Origin of the sequence: Bradyrhizobium barranii subsp. apii (assembly GCF_011516635.5) — a bacterium.
Lineage (GTDB): Bacteria > Pseudomonadota > Alphaproteobacteria > Rhizobiales > Xanthobacteraceae > Bradyrhizobium > Bradyrhizobium barranii.
In genome coordinates, this window is the sequence record NZ_CP096255.1 from 4785621 (window position 1) to 4803215 (window position 17595).

The following is a 17595-nucleotide window of genomic DNA, read 5'->3' on the forward strand; positions in this document are numbered from 1 at the left end:
AACGACGAGAGGGAGCTCGGAATGCCGGAAGAGTCTTGCTGCTCGCACGATGCGTGCTGTGGGGAAGCCGCCAAACCCCGTGTGGAGGAAGTCGCCGCGTCAGGCTGCACCGACTGCTGCTCGGCGGGCGTTCCGGTCTTCGACGGGCTCGATCCGCGATACAAGCGCGTGCTGTGGACCGTCATCGCCATCAACGCGGCGATGTTCGTGAGTGAAATGGCGGCGGGCTATTTGGCCGGCTCCCAGGCGCTCAAGGCCGACGCTCTCGACTTCCTCGCCGACACGGTCACCTACGGCCTGAGCCTTTCGGTGATCGGCGCGAGCATCAAGACGCGTGCCACCGCCGCGTTGTTCAAGGGGTTGTCGCTCAGTGCCATGGCCGCCTGGGTGTTCGGGTCAACGCTCTATCAGACCCTGGTCCTGGGGCTCCCGCGTGCGGAGCTGATGGGAGCGATGAGCCTGGCCGCGCTGGCGGCGAACCTGACCTCGGTTCTCCTGCTCGCGCGCTACAAGGACGGCGACGCCAACGTGCGCTCGGTTTGGCTCTGCTCGCGCAATGACGCGATCGGCAACGTCATCGTGATGGTCGCTGCCATCGGCGTATTCGGAACCGCGACGGCATGGCCCGATCTGGCTGTCGCTGCGGTAATGGCTGGAATCTTCCTGACCTCGTCGCTGCAAATCTTGCGGCAAGCATGGGCGGAGTATCGCGGCGGGCAAGCTGCCGCGACTGCCTGAGGGTGGCGCGATCCAAACGCGGAAAGGCCCCAGCCCGGGGCTGACCGGCTGAGGCCTTATGTGCTCACATTCTCATCCTTGGGACTTGAGGCGCTAACGCGCCCCGCACTGGATCGTTCCGCAGGGCTCGGAATTATTTTGCCCTGCTGCCGGGAGGTGCGGCGTTCCTACGCCTTCTCCTCCCAGATCATCGCGAGATGCACGATCGTCTGCACCGCCTTTTCCATGTCCTGCCGGCTGACCCATTCGAGCCGCGAATGAAACGCGTGCTCGCCGGCAAAGATGTTGGGGCAGGGCAGGCCCATGAAGGACAGGCGCGAGCCGTCGGTGCCGCCGCGGATCGCGGTGCGCATCGGGCGCAGGCCGGCACGGCGGATCGCCTCGATGGCATATTCGAGGATCTGCGGGTGACGGTCGATCACCTGCTTCATGTTGCGGTACTGCTCCCTGACCTCGAACTTGTAGGTCGAGCGCGGATAGTCCTTCATCACGTCCTTGACGATGTTCTCGAGCAGGACTTCCTTCTCCTTCAGCCCTTCCTCGGTGAAGTCGCGCACGATGAAGGAGAGCGTCGCCTGCTCCAGCGCACCGTCGATGCCGATCGGATGCAGGAAGCCCTGCTTGCCTGACGTCGTCTCGGGCGAGCAGCCTTCCTTCGGCAGCCGCTCGACGATGGCGGCTGCGATCTTGATCGCGTGCTCCATCTTGCCCTTGGCGTAGCCTGGATGGGCGCTGACGCCGTTGATGGTGATGGTGGCGCCGTCGGCCGAGAAGGTCTCGTCCTCGACGCTGCCGGCGCTCTCGCCGTCCATGGTGTAGCCGAAATCGGCGCCGAGCTTCTTCAGGTCGACATTGTCGACGCCGCGGCCGATCTCCTCGTCCGGCGTGAACAGGATCTTGATGGTGCCGTGCTTCACATCGGGGTTGTTGATGAAGAAATGCGCGGCATCCATGATCTCGGCGACGCCGGCCTTGTTGTCGGCGCCCAAGAGCGTGGTGCCGTCGGTGGTGATGATGTCGTTGCCGATCTGGTTCTTCAGCGCGGGATGTTCAGTGAAGCGGATCACCTGGCTGGTATCGCCCGGCAGGGTGATATCGCCGCCGCGATAGTCCTTCACCAGCTGCGGCTTGACGTCCTTGCCGGTCACGTCGGGCGAGGTGTCCATGTGCGAGCAGAAGCAGATCACCGGCACCTTCTTGGTCGTATTGGCCGGGATCGTTCCGTAGACGTAGCCGAAGTCGTCGAGATGCGCGTCGGCGACGCCCATGGCCTTCAGCTCGGCGGCGAGCACGCGGCCGAGATCTTTCTGTTTCTCGGTCGAGGGCGAGGCCGGGGATTCCGGATCGGACTGGGTGTCGATGGTGACGTAGCGCAGGAAGCGTTCGGTCACGGTGTGCGAAAAGGAGAGGGAGGACATTTCTGGTCAAACCGCCGGGTCTTGGGGAAGCAAGGCTTGGGGGAAGCAGGCGGTATATCAGAAAAGCGGGCCGTGATGCGGCCGGAACGAAGCGGATCAGGCTTAACGAAACGTAGCTGCTAGATCGCTTCCTTGAGCTCCTTGACCGGGCGGAAGGCCACCTTCTTGCTGGCCTTGATGTGGATCGCCTCGCCGGTGGTGGGGTTGCGGCCGGTGCGGGCGGCGCGCTTGCGGACCTGGAGGATGCCGAGCCCGACGATGCGGACGCGGTCGCCCTTCTTGAGGTGCTTGGCGATCAGATCGACCATGTCGGTCAGGACGGCCTCGGCGTGCTTTTTCGAGAGGTCCTGGCTCTCCGCGATGTCAGCTGCGAGGTGTTTGAGCGTGATTGTGGCGGGAGCGGCTGCCTTCTTCGCCGAATCCTTCTTGGCCGAATCCTTCTTAGAGTCTGTCCGGAAAGATTACCTTGGATTGCATAGCTTTCGCAGCATGAGTCGGATGGAGGCCAGCTTGAGAAAGGCGAGCGCCCTGTGATTGAAGCATTCCCAATCTTTGGACAGTCTTCGGCATCGCCCGAGCCAGGCAAAGGTACGCTCGACGATCCAGCGTTTGGGCAAGACGACGAAACGGTGAGCCTGATCGGAGCGTTTGACGATTTCGAGGTTCACGCGCTTCAGAGCGCTACGCAGCCCCTTCTGGAAATGTGGCCCTTGATATCCGCCGTCGGCGTAGAGCTTCAGAAGAAAGGGATAGAGGCCGAACAACGTTGCCATCAGGAGCACGCCGCCGTCGCGATCCTGGATGTCCGCCGCATGCACGATGGCGTGCATCAAGAGGCCTTGCGTGTCGACGAGAATGTGCCGCTTCTTGCCCTTGATCTTCTTGCCCGCGTCGTAGCCATGGAGATCATGAGGCCCCCTTTTTCAGCGCTTTTCACGCTCTGGCTATCGATGATGGCGGCGGTGGGAGAAGCCTCGCGCTCGGCCCTTTCGCGACATTCGACATAGAGGGCGTGATGAATTTTATCGAGCGTGCCGTTCCAGCTCCACAGATCGAAGTAGCCATACAGCGTCGAGCGCGGCGGCAGGTCCTTGGGGATCGCGCGCCACTGGCAACCTGTGCTCAGGATGTACATCAGCCCGTTGGCAATCTCGCGCAGGTCCACCGTACGCTTGTTGCCGCCGCGCTTGGCCGGCGGGATGCGAGGCGCGATCAGCGCCCACTCCTCGTCGGTCAAGTCGCTCGGATAGCGCAGGCGGCTGCGGTCGTAGCGTGCACGGTTCTCGGTAGTCCACATTGGCGGCGCGTCCCCATCGAATCAGGCCGCTCACCTTGAATCACAACCGATTCATTCGACTCAACATGTTTTGGAACAGACACTTAGCCATGTCTGGCCTCCTCAATGACAGGGAAGCCCGGAAAAGCCGGTCAAGCGCGGGGATCCCTCCAAGTCCTGGAAGGCGTAGACGATTCGGGCGCGGGCTGACTATGCCACGAGTTCCCGGCAGACGCCGGCAATCGCCCAGACTACCGCGAAAGGCTTCGAGAAGTTCGGGCTAAGACTATGAAGGGATTGCCAAAATGGCGCGAGAGACGGGGCTCGAACCCGCGACCTCCGGCGTGACAGGCCGGCGCTCTAACCAACTGAGCTACTCCCGCGTGGTTCGCTGAAAGCGCGCGGAACGAGGGGGACTTAAAGGCGGGGCTTGGTGAAGTCAAGGACGTTGCGCTTTGTCAGGACGCATCGGCTAAGCATTGCTCTGGAAAACGAAAAAGGCCGCCAGGCGGCGGCCTCGGTCAGCCCGAAACAGGGCGTGTCAGCGAATCTCCGACGTGCCTGCGCTGGTCACGGCCACCGGCTTGCCGGCCTTGATCACGTGAGCGGATTGGGCGGTCTGGCTGTAATCGACGTTGGTGCGGGCTGCGATGCCGAAGCCGGCGACCAGAATACCGGCAACCAGCGCCACCACCACGATCTTCAGGTGGGTGCCACGATCAGCCGAGTGAATAGAGTGGTTCATATGAGCCTCCCGACGGGCTTAGCCGCCGTCTATGGGCTCATGTCTTAAGGACCATCTGTTTCCGGATGGTTTCGCGGGTTCCGCAAAATGGTTTCATTAATGCGCCCGCTTGGTTTCGCCGGGCTGGCGGCCGGAACAGGTCTCAGGCGGCCGCCCGGCCGATATCGCCCCGGATCGTGCGGGCCGCCCAGACGAACAGCAGGGCGCCCAGTGTGGTCGTGACCGCCGCCGAGAGCAGGGAATAGCGCACGGCGTCCGCGCCATAAGTGCCCTTGAGGGCGTCGTTGACCATGCCGACGGCAAGCGGGCCGACGCCCTGGCCGAAGCAGGTGGCGGTGAGCGCGATCAGGGCGGAGGCGAGCGCCCGCATGCTCGGCTTGGCGACCGTCTGCGCGATCGCGAAGATCGGTCCGAGATGGAAGCCGACCAGGAACGAGGTCAGCGCCAGCATCGCGACCATCGTCGAGAAATCCTGTGTCAGCATGCACAGCGCGAACACCGGGCCGGCCAGCCCTGAGGTGATCGCCGGCGCCCACAGCTTCCAGCGGTCGTCGCGGCGGCTGATCTGCGCCACCACGAAGCCGCCGAGCAGGGTGCCGGCCATGCCGGCGAGCCCCTTGAAGGTGCCGGCATAGGTGCCGATCTCGGCGCTCGACAGATGGTGCACGCGCGCCAGGAACGGCGGGATCCACGCCGCCGTTGCGTAGTTCGTATAGGTGGTGAGGCAGAAGCCGATCAGCACGATGATGAAGCTCTGCTGCGAGGCCAGGAAGCGCAGTGTCGGCCCGAGCGGCTCCGGCACGAAACTCTCCTGCATGGCGCCGCGCTTCGGCTCGGAGATCGTCAGCCACAGAATCAATGCGAGCAGGATGCCGGGCAGGCCGGCGACGTAGAACGCCATCCGCCAGCCATAGTGCTGGTTGACGTAGCCGCCGATGAAATAGCCGAGGAAGACGCCGAGATAGGTGCCGATGGCGTAGATGCCGAGCGTGAGCGGGCGCTCGTTCTTGGTGAAGAGATCGGCGACGATCGATTGCGAGGCGGGCGAGCCCGCGGATTCGCCGATGCCGACGCCGATGCGCGCCAGCGCCAGCGAGGTCACGCTCGAGGCTGCCCCGCACAGCGCCGTCATCGCACTCCAGAACGCAAGGGCCACCGCGACGATGTTGCGCCGGTTGAGCCGGTCGGCGACGCGCGCGATGGGAATGCCGAGCAGGGAATAGAACAGCGCGAAGCCGAAGCCTGCGAGCAGGCCCATCATGGTGTCGCTGAGCTGAAACTCCTTCTTGATCGGCTCGATCAGGACGTTGAAGATCGTGCGGTCGAGGAAGTTCAGCGCGTAGATGATGGTGAGCAGGCCCAGCACGTAATAGCGCCGCGCCGGGGGCTTTGCCGCCGCAGTCGTCTGCACCGACATCTGTGACGTCACATCGACCATCGCATCCCCCCAATTTGTCTTTGTTATCGTTGCCGGTCCAGCCCTTCGTGAGGCTGGTCGAGAGCGTCTTCGAGCGAAGTGGATACCGGTTCGCGTGAAGAAAACACGCCAAACAAAAACTCAGCCTTCGCGGATGTAATTCCCCGCTTCGAATTCGACCGGCGCAGCACTTGTATCGAACGACACGCCGATCGGATCGCGGTCTGCCTCCATCGCCTCCAGTTGCTCGCTCAGCATGCGCCGGATCATCAGGATGCCGCGGTCGCTCTGGCCGAAATGCTCCTCGGAGTGGATGGTCTGCGGGCCCTGGCCGACCTGGGCCTCGTAATCGCCGGGGAATTGCTGGTGCTCGGCTTCCGTCATGTCCCACCAGAATTTGCAGTTGAACTTCGAGCGCATGCGGCCGATGTCGCCGGAAGTCTTGACGCGGCCGGCAACGTAGATGCGGAACGAGGTGTCGTCGATCGGCAGCGTCCAGCCGATCGACTCGACGCGGGCGAATTGCGCCACGCGCGGGTTCGGCACGACGCGCAAGGTGGGGAGGGCGGCTTCGGTGACGCGATAAAACACCTTGCCGTCGTCCTGCTTGCGGATCGAGCGCACGGCGATGCCGCGCGGCGTCTTGTCGAACTTCACCTCCGGCATCGAGGCCATCATGTTGGTGAATTGGGGTCCCGAGAACGAGCCGTGCAGCACCGGCACGTGATAGGGATCGACCACGTTCTCGAAATGCTGGAGCCAGTTGCAGGGGATGATCGCGGGGCCGCCGCCGCCGATCGAGGAATCGTCGGCCTCAACGAACTCGCCGTCGTCCATGTTTTCCAGGCATTCGTAGGCCGGCAGCACCGGGCGTTTCTCGGCCGGTCCCATATAGGCGAAGATCAGCCCGTAGCGCTCCTCGACCGGGTACCAGGGCTGGCGCACCTTGTCCTTGAACTGGCCGCCGTCGGGCTCGCAGGGCTGCTCGAGACAGTGGCCTTCGGCGTCGAACTTCCAGCCGTGATAGCAGCAGCGGATGCCGTCTTCCTCGACCTTGCCATAGTAGAGCGTGGTGCCGCGATGGCAGCAGCGCGCGTGCAAGAGCCCGGCGCGGCCATGCTTGTCGCGGAACAAGATCAGGTCTTCGCCTAGCGCGCGGACCTTTTTCGGCGTGTCGGTGGCATCGCTGACCAGCCCGACCGGATGCCAGTAGCGGCGGAGCAGCTCGCCCATCGGCGTGCCGCGCGCGACCGAGGTGAGTTCGGTGCGCGTGTGCGCCGGCTTCATCGCATAGGCGGTGCCGAGATCGCGATCCCGCTGGGTCATCGTCATGCTGTTCCTCCCGCCGCTGGCCTTGGGTGGCCGGGTCGTTTTGATGCGGTGACCCAGTGAAAAATAATTCGATGACAATGTCAACGATATTCCAGAATGCCTCTTAATCGCATTTGGAATCAGGTTGGGGAGGTTGCGCTACCAGCGCTTGGCACGCCCCGGCTTTCTTGGCAGAGGTGGATCATGAGCCAGACATCGAGCAGGGACGGGCACGCATCGCCCGATGCGGACGAAAGCCACTCGCCGGCGCCGATCACCGTGATGCTGTCGTCACGGCTGATGGTGCTCGCCAATTTGCTCAAGCGTGGCGCGATCCTGCGCTACAAGCGCCTCGCCGGATTGTCCTCGGTCGAGTTCGGTCTGGTCGCCTCGCTCGGTCGCCGTCCGCCGATGAGCGTGGCGCGGCTCGCCGAAGCCGTCGGCCAGGACAAGGGCCAGATCAGCCGCGCGCTCGCGGAGCTCGTCTCGCGCAAGCTGATCGCGAAGTCGGCGAACCCGAAGGACAGCCGCGAGGTGCTGGTCGCGCTGACCGCGGCAGGGCTCGCCGCGCACGATGCGATCGTCGAAGGCGCGCAGGAGCGCAATCGGCAATTGCTGGAGCAGTTGAGCAAGGACGAGTTCGAGACGCTGCTGGCGCAGATCGACCGTCTCACGGCGACAGCCGAGAAGATGCTCGAGGCCGAGAAAGTTTCACGCTGATCTCTCGGAAATCTCCGGGAATGTTGGATCATTTCTAAGAACCCTTCTAAGAGGTTTTCAATTAGGGAATTCGCGCGCGCTCACCTAAGCGTCACTGCAAGCGCCTGCCGTTGGGGGAACGACGGCATGACGCAAGCAAACAGACATGTTGGGGTGCGCGTTGAACAGTCTTCGTATGCTGCGGTCGGTCGTCTTGGCGACCGCGTCTGCTTTCGCAGTGGTACCGCAGGCATCGCTTGCGCAGTCCTCGGCGCAAGGCGGTGCGCAAAACCTGCCGTCGGTCACCGTCAACGCGCCGGAAGCACGACGCCGCGCACCTGCTGCGGCCGCCCGCCGCGTGGCGCGGCCGTCGGTAGAGACCGCCGCCAGCCGCAGACCGCTTCAGCAGCGCAATGTCGGCTTCGTCGAGACGCCGCGCGGTCCGGTGAACGGCTACGTCGCCAACCGCAGCTCGTCGGGCACTAAGACCAACACGCCGATCATGGAGACGCCGCAATCGGTGTCGGTGATCGGCGCGGACCAGATCCGCGACCAGAAGGCGACCAAGCTTGACGAGGTTCTGCGCTACACCGCCGGCGTGCGGGCTGGCACCTTCGGTGCGGACACGCGCAACGATTGGTGGCTGATCCGCGGCTTCAAGTCCGACGACATCGGACTGTTTCTCGACGGCACGCAGCTGTTCTACACGGCCTATGCGAGCTGGCGGCTTCCGCCGTCCAATATGGAGCGAGTCGAGGTGTTACGCGGCCCGTCGGCGGTGCTCTATGGTGGATCGAGCCCGAGCGGCATCGTCAACGTCATCAGCAAGATGCCGCCGACCGAGCCGATCCGCTACATCGAGACCGGCGTCAACAATTTCGGCAACGCCTATGTCGGCTTCGATGTCGGCGGTCCCATCGCAACGCAGCCCCAGGATGGCAAACAGGACGGCAAGCTGTTCTACCGCGTCGTCGGCGAGATCAGGAACGGCGACACGCAGGTCAACTTCACGCCGGACAACAACTACTTCATTGCGCCGTCCTTCACCTGGAAGCCGGATGCCGATACGACTTTCACGGTTCTGGCGTCGGCATCGAAGACCGACACCCGCGGCATCAACTTCCTGCCTTACCAGGGCACGGTGACCAACGCGCCGTTCGGCAAGATCCCGACCAGCTTCTTCGTCGGCGATCCCAGCGTCGACAAGTTCACGCGCGAGCAGGAGATGCTCGGCTATCAGTTCGAGCGCAATGTCACCGACGATCTAACGTTCCGGCAGAATGCGCGATTTGCGCATATCGACCTGACCTATCGCGGTTACATCGGCAACGGCTGGGACAATATCAATGCGGCCTCTCTCGGTCGCTACAATTGGTATGCGAAGGATACCGCCAACCAGGCCGATCTCGACAACCAGCTGGAATATCGCTTCAACACCGGTCCTGTCAGGCACACGATGCTGTTCGGTGTCGATCTGAAGGGCTATCAGATCGACGACTATCAGGCCTTCAACTTCGGCACCGTTCCTCCGATCAATGTGCTCAATCCGGTCTACGGCAGTAACATCCCGCTCACAGGCCCGCCGTTCCGTAACTTCCTGATCACGCAGAAGCAGGCCGGCACCTATCTGCAGGACCAGATGAAGCTCGGCAACTTCACGCTGGTGCTGAGCGGCCGCAACGACTGGGTCGAGACGACGCAGGCCGCCCGTGACACTGGGGCGACGCTCGCCAGCAACAATGACAGCCAGTTCAGCGGTCGCGCAGGCTTGATCTACAATTTCGACAACGGCATCGCGCCCTACATCTCCTACGCGACGAGTTTCAACCCGATTATCGGGCTCAACGCGCAAAATCAGCTGTTCCAGCCGGAGACCGGCCAGCAGGCCGAAATCGGCGTCAAGGTCGCCCCCAAGGGATTTGATGGCTACTTCACTGCCTCGGTGTTCAACCTGAAGCGCCAGAATGTACCCACTACCGATCCGATCATCACCACGCTGCAGAACCAAACCGGCGAGGTGACCTCGCGCGGCATCGAGCTCGAAGCGGTCGCAAATGCTACGAAGGAGTTAAAGTTCATCGGCGCCTTCACGGCCTATCATCTCTTCACCAGCAGGGACCTGAACCCGGCGCTGGTCGGCAAGACGCCGACCAACACGCCTGAGCTCCTGGTCTCGGGCTGGGCCGACTACACATTCAAGGACGGACCGCTTGCGGGATTCGGCTTCGGCGGCGGCGTGCGCTATGTCGGCGCCTCCTGGGCGGACGCCGCCAACACCCTCGAGGTTCCCGCGGTCGTGCTCGGCGACCTCGCGGTCCACTACGAGTGGCAGAACTGGCGCACGGCAATCAACGTGATCAACCTGACCGACAAGATCTACGTCGCAAGCTGCGCGGCGGCCTCGTCATGCTTCTACGGCGACCGCCGGCGCGTCACCGCCAGCGTCTCCTACAAGTGGTAGGCGCCGGCGAGGGGAGGGCCTCGTGAAGGCGCGCACGGTCAGGCTCTGGTCCGTGGTCCACACCTGGATCAGCCTGATCTCGACCGTCTTCCTGCTGCTACTCTGCCTGACCGGCCTGCCGCTGATCTTCCATCACGAGATCGATGAGCTCCTGGGCTATGCCCCCCAGCCCGAAGCTCATGCGGGCGCGGCGCGTGCGACGACGCAAGCCGTCGCCGACGCCGCGCTCGCCGCCGATCCCGGCCGGGTGCTGCAATATATCGCCTGGGACAAGGACGAGCCCGGGATCGTGACCGCGTTCACCAACAGCGCCGTCAACGGGCTGCCCGACAACACGACCGTGCGCGCGTTCGATGCGATGTCGACCAAGCTGCTCGGACCGGTCGGCATCGGGCCGATGCTGATCATGCTCAAGCTGCATACCGACATGTTTGCCGGCCAGCCCGGAAAACTGTTCCTCGGCGGGATGGGCCTGCTGTTCGCAATCGCCATCATCTCCGGCGTGGTGCTGTACTGGCCGTTCACCCGCCGGCTGCGCTTTGCCACCATTCGCGGCCACGCCTCGCGCCGCGTGCGCTGGCTCGACTGGCACAATCTGATCGGCGTCGTGACGGTGGCCTGGGCACTGGTGGTAGGCCTCACCGGCGTCGTCAACACCTGGGCCGAGCTGATGCTCAACCAGTGGAAGGCCACCGAGCTTGCCAGCATGGTCGCGCCCTATGCCGGCAAGCCGCCGCCGTCGCATCTGGCTTCGCTCGACGACGTCGTGGCGCGCGCGAGGCAGACGGCGCCCGGGATGGAGGTTGCCTTCATCGCGTTTCCGGGAACGCCGTTCACGTCGTCGCACCACTTTGCTGCCTTCATGCGCGGCGACACGGCGCTGACGGCGCGGCTGCTCAAGCCGGTCCTGCTCGACGGCGAAACAGGGGAGGTCGCCGACAGCCGGGCGCTGCCGGTCTATCTCCAGGCGCTCCTGATCTCGCAGCCGCTGCATTTCGGCGATTATGGCGGGTTGCCGCTCAAGGTGATCTGGGCCGTGCTCGACATTCTCACGATCGTTGTGATCGGCAGTGGCCTCTATCTCTGGCTGGCACGGCGGCGCAAGCGCGCGCCCGCCCGGACCGACGCATTCGCCAGACGAACCCCGGTCCCGTCGTGATGCATGGCTCCTCTGACCGCTCGGGCCTGTGGATACGTGTCTTTGCTGCACCCATCCTGCTCGCGGCCGCGACCATCACCGGCCTGCTGGCTGCGCTACTCTGGGGAACGGTCGGCCAGTATGTCGCCTGGGTGACGGTGGGGGCCCCGGTGCTGGTCATTGCCTGGGTTTGGGTGCGCTGCCGCACCCAGAAAACCGGGCAATTATCGCGGACGACACGCGGCAAATAGCTGCCTCGGCCCGTGTGCCTCAATCCTCGAACGGCTGCCCTGCAAAACTGTGGCCGCCCTTGCTGGGATTGGCGATCTGCTCCATACCAGCCGCGGGGCGATTCCGGGATTTCTATCGTTCTGGGGGCGGCAAAGGGCCTAAAAAGAGCGTGTCTTGCGCCCATTGGTGCACTGCGCTAAGGCTCAGAACAATTCCAAACTGGACGAATCCGTGGCTGTCCCGAGGCTGCGGGAAAAAGGGCTCGTCAATGAGCGGCATTCTGCAGAACTATCTTCCACTCGTCGTCTTTATAGGGGTAGCGGGCCTCATCGGCCTCGTGCTGCTGATCGCGCCCTTCATCGTGGCGTTCCAGCAGCCGGACCCGGAAAAGCTGTCGGCATATGAGTGCGGCTTCAACGCCTTCGACGACGCTCGCATGAAGTTCGACGTCCGCTTCTATCTGGTCGCCATCCTCTTCATCATCTTCGACCTCGAGGTGGCGTTCCTGTTTCCCTGGGCGGTGGCGTTCGGCAAGCTTGGCGCGACCGGCTTCTGGTCCATGGTGGTGTTCCTCGGCGTGCTCACGGTCGGGTTCGCCTATGAATGGAAGAAAGGAGCACTGGAATGGGATTGAACCCTGCATCGTCCACAGGTCCGGTCGTCGCGCCGGCCCCCAAGGGCATCCTTGATCCGTCGACCGGCAGGCCGGTCGGCGCCAACGATCCGTTTTTCCTCGAGGTCAACTCCGAGCTGTCCGACAAGGGCTTCTTCGTGGCCGCGACCGACGACCTCATCACCTGGGCCCGTACCGGCTCGCTGATGTGGATGACCTTCGGTCTCGCCTGCTGCGCGGTCGAGATGATGCAGGTCTCGATGCCGCGCTACGACGTCGAGCGCTTCGGCTTCGCGCCGCGTGCCTCGCCGCGCCAGTCCGACGTGATGATCGTCGCCGGCACGCTGACCAACAAGATGGCGCCTGCGCTGCGCAAGGTCTACGACCAGATGCCGGAGCCGCGCTACGTCATCTCGATGGGCTCCTGCGCCAATGGCGGCGGCTACTACCACTATTCCTACTCGGTCGTGCGCGGCTGCGACCGCATCGTGCCGATCGACATCTACGTGCCGGGCTGCCCGCCCACGGCGGAAGCGCTGCTCTACGGCGTGCTGCTGCTGCAGAAGAAGATCCGCCGCACCGGCACCATCGAACGCTAAGGTTTTACGTCATGGACGACGCTAAGCTCGACGCCCTGGGGCAGACGATCGTTAGCGCGCTTCCGGGCGCTGCCATCGGTCATTCGGTTGCCTTCAACCAGCTCGCGGTGGATGTCGAGGTCAGCAAGATCGTCGAGGTGGTCAAGTACCTCCGCGACGATCCGAAATGCCGGTTCATCAACTTCACCGACATCACGGCCGCGGACTATCCGTCGCGCGAAAAACGCTTCGACGTGATCTATCACTTCCTGTCTCCGACCTTGAACGCGCGGATCCGGCTCAAGGCCCAGGCCGACGAGACCACGCAGGTGCCGTCGCTGATCGACGTGTTCCCCGGCGCGGACTGGTTCGAGCGCGAGGCCTACGACCTCTATGGCGTGTTCTTCGTCGGGCACCCCGACATGCGCCGCCTGCTGACCGATTACGGTTTCGAGGGCCATCCGCTGCGCAAGGATTTCCCGACCACCGGTTTCGTCGAGGTTCGCTACGACGACCAGGAGAAGCGGGTGGTGTACGAGCCCGTCCGGCTCAACCAGGAATTCCGCAAGTTCGATTTCCTCTCGCCGTGGGAAGGGGCGGACTATCCGCTTCCCGGTGACGAGAAGGCGGGACCGAAGGTCTGATCATGAACGAGCAACCCGAACAGCTTCGCAATTTCACCATCAACTTCGGGCCCCAGCATCCGGCTGCGCACGGCGTGCTGCGTCTGGTCCTGGAGCTTGACGGCGAAATCGTCGCCCGTGTCGATCCCCATATCGGCCTGCTTCACCGCGGCACCGAGAAGCTGATCGAGCAGAAGACCTATCTGCAGGCGATCCCGTATTTCGACCGGCTCGACTACGTCGCGCCGATGAACCAGGAGCACGCCTTCTGCATGGCGGCTGAGAAGCTGCTCGGCATCGAGGTGCCGCGCCGCGGCCAGTTGATCCGCGTGCTCTATTGCGAGATCGGCCGCATCCTCTCGCACCTCCTCAACGTCACCACGCAGGCGATGGACGTCGGCGCGCTGACCCCGCCGCTGTGGGGCTTCGAAGAGCGCGAGAAGCTGATGGTGTTCTACGAGCGCGCCTCCGGCAGCCGTATGCACGCAGCCTTCTTCCGCGTCGGCGGCGTGCATCAGGACCTGCCGCAGAAGCTGGTCGACGACATCGAGGCCTGGTGCGATCCGTTCCTGAAGGTCGTGGACGACCTCGATCGTCTCCTCACCGCCAACCGCATCTTCAAGCAGCGCAACGTCGACATCGGCGTGGTGCCGCTCAAGGAAGCCTGGGAGTGGGGTTTTTCGGGCGTCATGGTGCGCGGCTCGGGCGCGGCCTGGGACCTGCGCAAGTCGCAGCCCTATGAATGCTACGCCGAGATGGATTTCGACATCCCGATCGGCAAGAACGGCGACTGCTACGATCGTTACCTGATCCGCATGGAAGAGATGCGCCAGTCCGTGCGCATCATGAAGCAGTGCATCCAGAAGCTGAACGCAGCCGACGGGAAGGGGCCTGTCGTCGTCGAAGACAACAAGGTCGCGCCGCCGCGCCGCGGCGAGATGAAGCGCTCGATGGAAGCGCTGATCCATCACTTCAAGCTCTACACCGAAGGCGTCCACGTGCCGGCCGGCGAGGTCTACACCGCGGTCGAGGCGCCGAAGGGCGAGTTCGGCGTCTATCTGATCTCCGACGGCACCAACAAGCCCTACAAGTGCAAGATCCGCGCGCCGGGCTTTGCGCATCTTCAGGCGATGGACCACATCTGCCGCGGCCATCTGCTCGCCGACGTCTCGGCGATCCTCGGCTCGCTCGACATCGTGTTCGGAGAGGTCGATCGGTGATGGCGCAGGCGCCAATCCAGTTTGACCGTGCCTCGGGGGCCCTTGAAGGGGCCAACCTGTGGGAGCGGACGGCTGCCTTGGCGCTGGTGACGGGATCGAAGATCTCCTCGCATTTCTCGCACATGGGCTACATCGCCTGCGCAAACCTGCTGCGGAAGACGCTGCCCGAGCGCAACATCGCGATCAGGCTCAATCCCGATGCCGTGTTCGAATTCCCCTACGGCGACGGCTATTGGAGCAAGCTGCTCAACCGCTCCTACAATTACGAGGACGAGCTGGAGGTCCTGTTCGCCGACTCCATCGACGTCGACTACACGCTGCTCGATTGCGGCGCCAATTACGGCTACTGGTCGGTGCTGGTGTCGAGCAAGCCGTTCGGATCGCACAAGGCGATCGCGATCGAGCCGTCGGGGCAGAACTATCCGAAGCTTGCCAACAACGCTCGCGTCAACGGCAACCGCTTCGAGACGCTGAAATGCGCGATCGGCGCGGCGCGCGGTACCGCGCGGCTGTCAGGCACCAAGCATGAGGCCTTCAGCATCGCTGGCGCACCGTCGGCGGGCGGTGAGGACGTGCCGGTTCTCGCGCTCGACAATCTCATCGACGACGGCAAGGTGGCGGCCCACGGCAAGTACCTGATCAAGCTCGACGTCGAGGGCGTCGAGATCGAGGCGATCAAGGGCGGCGCACGGCTGCTTGAGACCGACAGCGTCATCATGTGCGAGGAGCACGGCAGCGATCGCAGCCACGCGGTGTCGCGCTTTATCCTCGAACAGACGCCGCTGAAGCTGATCGTGTTCGATCCGCGCAGCAACCGGATGGAGACCGTGACCGAGCTGTCGATCCTCGACCGCATCAAGGTCTCGACCCACGTCGGCTACAACGTTTTCGGCACCGCAAGCGCATTCTGGCAGGACAGGATCGATGCCCTGAATGCGAAAACCGCGCGCCGTATGCAGTGAGAGATAAGAGATGTCCGTTCGCCGATTAGCACCGAAGGAAGTCCAGCCCGCGAGCTTTGCGTTCACGGAGGAGAACCTCGCGTTCGCCAAGCAGCAGATCGCGAAATATCCGGCCGGCCGGCAAGCCTCCGCTGTCATCGCCATCCTCTGGCGCGTCCAGGAACAGCACGACGGCTGGGTGTCGGAAGCCGCGATCCGCGCCGTCGCCGATCTGCTCGACATGCCCTATATCCGCGTGCTCGAAGTCGCGACCTTCTACACGATGTTCCAGCTCGCCCCCGTCGGCAAGAAGGCCCACGTCCAGGTCTGCGGCACAACGCCGTGCCGCCTGCGCGGCGCCGAGGATCTCATCCACGTCTGCGAGCACCGCATCCACCACGAGCCGTTCCATCTCTCCAAGGACGGCAATTTCAGCTGGGAAGAGGTGGAATGTCTCGGTGCCTGCGTGAATGCGCCGATGGTGCTGATCGGCAAGGACACCTATGAGGATTTGACCAAGGAAACCTTTGGCAAGGTGCTCGACGGCTTCGCCTCGGGCAATCCGCCGAAGCCCGGTCCGCAGAACGGCCGCCAGTTCTCGGCGCCGACGGGTGGGCCGACCACGCTGAAGGAGATCACCTGATGCGTGATCTCCCCGCAATTGGAGGGAACGAGGCCGTGAACAAGTGGGGCTTCGTCGTCATGCACGCCGCGGTCGCGGCCGCCTTCATGTTCCTGCTGCAGCGCTTCGTGATGAACGCGACGCAGGAGAGCAGCCTACTCTGGGCGCTGACTTTCGCCGTCTGCGCCGCCGGACTTGCCTACAAGCAGTCCAATCGTTGATCGGAAAGCACTGAAATGCTCGAGGACAAGGACCGCATCTTCAAGAACCTCTACGGCCTCCACGACTGGGGGCTCGAGGGCGCGCGGCGCCGCGGCGCCTGGGATGGTACGAAGAATATCATCGACAAGGGCCGTGACTGGATCATCAACGAGATGAAGGCGTCGGGCCTGCGCGGGCGCGGTGGCGCCGGCTTCCCGACCGGCCTGAAATGGTCGTTCATGCCGAAGGAATCGACCGACGGACGGCCGAGCTATCTCGTCGTCAACGCCGACGAATCCGAGCCCGGTACCTGCAAGGATCGCGAGATCATGCGGCACGATCCGCATCTCCTGATCGAAGGCTGCCTGATCGCGAGCTGCGCGATGAACGCGCATGCCTGCTACATCTATGTCCGCGGCGAGTTCATCCGCGAGCGCGAGCATCTCCAGGCCGCGATCGACCAGGCCTATGAGGCGAAGCTCGTCGGCAAGGACAATGTCAACGGCTGGCCGTTCGACATCTACGTCGCGCATGGCGCCGGCGCCTATATCTGCGGCGAGGAGACCGCGCTGCTCGAAAGCCTCGAAGGCAAGAAGGGCCAGCCGCGCCTGAAGCCGCCGTTCCCGGCCAATGTCGGCCTGTTCGGCTGCCCGACCACCGTCAACAACGTCGAGTCGATCGCGGTTGCGCCCGACATCCTGCGCCGCGGCGCGGCCTGGTTCGCCGGCATCGGCCGTCCGAACAATGTCGGCACCAAGCTCTTCTGCATCTCCGGCCATGTCGAGCGGCCCTGCAACGTCGAAGAGGCCATGGGCATTCCGTTCCGTGAGCTGATCGAGAAGCATTGCGGCGGCATCCGCGGCGGCTGGGACAACCTCAAGGCCGTGATCCCCGGCGGCTCGTCGGTGCGCATGGTGCCGGCCGAGCAGATCATCGATACGCCGATGGATTTCGACTCCCTGAGCAAGCTGCGCTCGGGCCTCGGCACCGCGGCCGTGATCGTGATGGACAAGTCGACCGACCTGATCCGCTCCATCGCCCGCATCTCCTATTTCTACAAGCACGAGAGTTGTGGTCAGTGCACGCCGTGCCGCGAGGGCACCGGCTGGATGTGGCGCGTCTTGACCCGCATGGCCGACGGTCGCGCCCACAAGCGCGAGATCGACATGCTGCTCGAAGTCACGAAGCAGGTCGAAGGCCACACCATCTGCGCGCTCGGCGACGCAGCCGCCTGGCCGATCCAGGGCCTGATCGCGCATTTCCGTCACGAGATCGAAGCGCGCATCGACCAGTATTCGCACAAGGCTGACATCGACGATATCGGCGTCCGCGATCCCGTGAACATGGTCGCGGCGGAGTAGAG

The 17595-nt window shown here is 63.7% G+C and carries 18 protein-coding genes, 1 tRNA gene and 1 pseudogene; 13 read left to right on the plus strand and 7 right to left on the minus strand.

Annotation, left to right across the window (positions count from 1 at the left end; translation table 11 throughout):
- Positions 1 to 21 precede the first annotated feature (21 nt).
- Entirely contained in the window at positions 22 to 738 is a 717-nt protein-coding gene (locus HAP41_RS22705; protein ID WP_166097001.1) for a cation efflux transmembrane domain-containing protein, read from the plus strand.
- A 167-nt stretch (positions 739 to 905) separates the two neighbouring features.
- Here HAP41_RS22705 and pepT read toward each other — a convergent pair whose 3' ends face one another.
- From pepT to HAP41_RS22740, 7 genes and pseudogenes are all read right to left on the minus strand, one after another.
- Positions 906 to 2156, minus strand: a complete 1251-nt coding sequence (pepT, locus tag HAP41_RS22710; protein WP_014494845.1) for a peptidase T — start codon at positions 2154 to 2156, stop codon at positions 906 to 908.
- A 119-nt stretch (positions 2157 to 2275) separates the two neighbouring features.
- Positions 2276 to 2545, minus strand: coding sequence for an HU family DNA-binding protein (locus HAP41_RS22715; RefSeq protein ID WP_038943031.1), 270 nt, complete (start codon positions 2543 to 2545; stop codon positions 2276 to 2278).
- A 72-nt stretch (positions 2546 to 2617) separates the two neighbouring features.
- A pseudogene (locus HAP41_RS22720) lies at positions 2618 to 3453 on the minus strand (IS5 family transposase).
- Between the two features lie 285 nt (positions 3454 to 3738).
- Positions 3739 to 3815 (minus strand) — tRNA-Asp (locus HAP41_RS22725).
- Positions 3816 to 3973: 158 nt separating this feature from the next.
- Entirely contained in the window at positions 3974 to 4177 is a 204-nt protein-coding gene (locus tag HAP41_RS22730) for a hypothetical protein (RefSeq protein WP_166097000.1), read from the minus strand.
- A gap of 142 nt (positions 4178 to 4319) precedes the next feature.
- Positions 4320 to 5615, minus strand: coding sequence for a spinster family MFS transporter (locus HAP41_RS22735; protein WP_166096999.1), 1296 nt, complete (start codon positions 5613 to 5615; stop codon positions 4320 to 4322).
- A gap of 120 nt (positions 5616 to 5735) precedes the next feature.
- Positions 5736 to 6926 (minus strand): aromatic ring-hydroxylating dioxygenase subunit alpha, encoded by a 1191-nt coding sequence (locus tag HAP41_RS22740; RefSeq protein WP_166096998.1) that lies wholly within the window; start codon positions 6924 to 6926, stop codon positions 5736 to 5738.
- A gap of 183 nt (positions 6927 to 7109) precedes the next feature.
- Between HAP41_RS22740 and HAP41_RS22745 the strand changes: the two genes are divergently transcribed.
- The 12 genes from HAP41_RS22745 to nuoF all read left to right on the plus strand — a co-directional run bounded on the left by HAP41_RS22745 (position 7110) and on the right by nuoF (position 17593).
- A complete protein-coding gene (locus tag HAP41_RS22745) occupies positions 7110 to 7625 on the plus strand; it encodes a MarR family winged helix-turn-helix transcriptional regulator (RefSeq protein WP_038943030.1) in 516 nt (171 codons plus the stop codon).
- A 175-nt stretch (positions 7626 to 7800) separates the two neighbouring features.
- Positions 7801 to 10065: a TonB-dependent siderophore receptor gene (locus HAP41_RS22750; protein ID WP_166105845.1), complete on the plus strand. Its 2265-nt coding sequence runs from the start codon at positions 7801 to 7803 to the stop codon at positions 10063 to 10065.
- Between the two features lie 22 nt (positions 10066 to 10087).
- On the plus strand, positions 10088 to 11224 hold the full coding sequence (locus HAP41_RS22755; protein ID WP_166096997.1) for a PepSY-associated TM helix domain-containing protein: 1137 nt from the start codon (positions 10088 to 10090) through the stop codon (positions 11222 to 11224).
- A complete protein-coding gene (locus tag HAP41_RS22760; RefSeq protein ID WP_063982974.1) occupies positions 11224 to 11454 on the plus strand; it encodes a hypothetical protein in 231 nt (76 codons plus the stop codon). Before HAP41_RS22755 ends, HAP41_RS22760 begins: the two co-directional genes overlap by 1 nt.
- Positions 11455 to 11702: 248 nt before the next feature.
- Positions 11703 to 12068 (plus strand): NADH-quinone oxidoreductase subunit A, encoded by a 366-nt coding sequence (locus HAP41_RS22765; protein ID WP_007603535.1) that lies wholly within the window; start codon positions 11703 to 11705, stop codon positions 12066 to 12068.
- The gene (locus tag HAP41_RS22770; protein WP_061847881.1) at positions 12059 to 12646 is read left to right on the plus strand and encodes a NuoB/complex I 20 kDa subunit family protein; all 588 of its coding nucleotides are present in this window, start codon (positions 12059 to 12061) and stop codon (positions 12644 to 12646) included. The genes HAP41_RS22765 and HAP41_RS22770 overlap by 10 nt, the downstream gene beginning before the upstream one ends.
- An 11-nt stretch (positions 12647 to 12657) precedes the next feature.
- Entirely contained in the window at positions 12658 to 13269 is a 612-nt protein-coding gene (locus tag HAP41_RS22775; protein WP_135216782.1) for an NADH-quinone oxidoreductase subunit C, read from the plus strand.
- 2 nt (positions 13270 to 13271) lie between these two features.
- Entirely contained in the window at positions 13272 to 14468 is a 1197-nt protein-coding gene (locus HAP41_RS22780) for an NADH-quinone oxidoreductase subunit D (RefSeq protein WP_135216783.1), read from the plus strand.
- Positions 14468 to 15430, plus strand: a complete 963-nt coding sequence (locus HAP41_RS22785; protein ID WP_028149051.1) for an FkbM family methyltransferase — start codon at positions 14468 to 14470, stop codon at positions 15428 to 15430. Before HAP41_RS22780 ends, HAP41_RS22785 begins: the two co-directional genes overlap by 1 nt.
- A 10-nt stretch (positions 15431 to 15440) precedes the next feature.
- Positions 15441 to 16052 (plus strand): NADH-quinone oxidoreductase subunit NuoE, encoded by a 612-nt coding sequence (gene nuoE / locus HAP41_RS22790; protein WP_028149052.1) that lies wholly within the window; start codon positions 15441 to 15443, stop codon positions 16050 to 16052.
- Positions 16052 to 16252, plus strand: coding sequence for a hypothetical protein (locus HAP41_RS22795; RefSeq protein WP_166096996.1), 201 nt, complete (start codon positions 16052 to 16054; stop codon positions 16250 to 16252). Before nuoE ends, HAP41_RS22795 begins: the two co-directional genes overlap by 1 nt.
- A gap of 15 nt (positions 16253 to 16267) precedes the next feature.
- Positions 16268 to 17593 (plus strand): NADH-quinone oxidoreductase subunit NuoF, encoded by a 1326-nt coding sequence (gene nuoF, locus HAP41_RS22800; RefSeq protein WP_014494861.1) that lies wholly within the window; start codon positions 16268 to 16270, stop codon positions 17591 to 17593.
- Positions 17594 to 17595: the final 2 nt, after the last annotated feature.

What these genes read in the sequence shown, in the direction of transcription:
- nuoE (WP_028149052.1), top strand. Translation starts at nt 15,441, where the DNA reads ATGTCCGTTCGCCGATTAGCACCGAAGGAAGTCCAGCCCGCGAGCTTT.
- HAP41_RS22740 (WP_166096998.1), bottom strand. Translation starts at nt 6,926, where the DNA reads ATGACGATGACCCAGCGGGATCGCGATCTCGGCACCGCCTATGCGATG.
- HAP41_RS22760 (WP_063982974.1), top strand. Translation starts at nt 11,224, where the DNA reads ATGCATGGCTCCTCTGACCGCTCGGGCCTGTGGATACGTGTCTTTGCT.
- pepT (WP_014494845.1), bottom strand. Translation starts at nt 2,156, where the DNA reads ATGTCCTCCCTCTCCTTTTCGCACACCGTGACCGAACGCTTCCTGCGC.
- HAP41_RS22795 (WP_166096996.1), top strand. Translation starts at nt 16,052, where the DNA reads ATGCGTGATCTCCCCGCAATTGGAGGGAACGAGGCCGTGAACAAGTGG.
- HAP41_RS22785 (WP_028149051.1), top strand. Translation starts at nt 14,468, where the DNA reads ATGGCGCAGGCGCCAATCCAGTTTGACCGTGCCTCGGGGGCCCTTGAA.
- HAP41_RS22775 (WP_135216782.1), top strand. Translation starts at nt 12,658, where the DNA reads ATGGACGACGCTAAGCTCGACGCCCTGGGGCAGACGATCGTTAGCGCG.
- HAP41_RS22770 (WP_061847881.1), top strand. Translation starts at nt 12,059, where the DNA reads ATGGGATTGAACCCTGCATCGTCCACAGGTCCGGTCGTCGCGCCGGCC.
- HAP41_RS22730 (WP_166097000.1), bottom strand. Translation starts at nt 4,177, where the DNA reads ATGAACCACTCTATTCACTCGGCTGATCGTGGCACCCACCTGAAGATC.
- HAP41_RS22745 (WP_038943030.1), top strand. Translation starts at nt 7,110, where the DNA reads ATGAGCCAGACATCGAGCAGGGACGGGCACGCATCGCCCGATGCGGAC.
- HAP41_RS22780 (WP_135216783.1), top strand. Translation starts at nt 13,272, where the DNA reads ATGAACGAGCAACCCGAACAGCTTCGCAATTTCACCATCAACTTCGGG.
- HAP41_RS22735 (WP_166096999.1), bottom strand. Translation starts at nt 5,615, where the DNA reads ATGGTCGATGTGACGTCACAGATGTCGGTGCAGACGACTGCGGCGGCA.
- HAP41_RS22705 (WP_166097001.1), top strand. Translation starts at nt 22, where the DNA reads ATGCCGGAAGAGTCTTGCTGCTCGCACGATGCGTGCTGTGGGGAAGCC.
- HAP41_RS22765 (WP_007603535.1), top strand. Translation starts at nt 11,703, where the DNA reads ATGAGCGGCATTCTGCAGAACTATCTTCCACTCGTCGTCTTTATAGGG.
- nuoF (WP_014494861.1), top strand. Translation starts at nt 16,268, where the DNA reads ATGCTCGAGGACAAGGACCGCATCTTCAAGAACCTCTACGGCCTCCAC.
- HAP41_RS22750 (WP_166105845.1), top strand. Translation starts at nt 7,801, where the DNA reads ATGCTGCGGTCGGTCGTCTTGGCGACCGCGTCTGCTTTCGCAGTGGTA.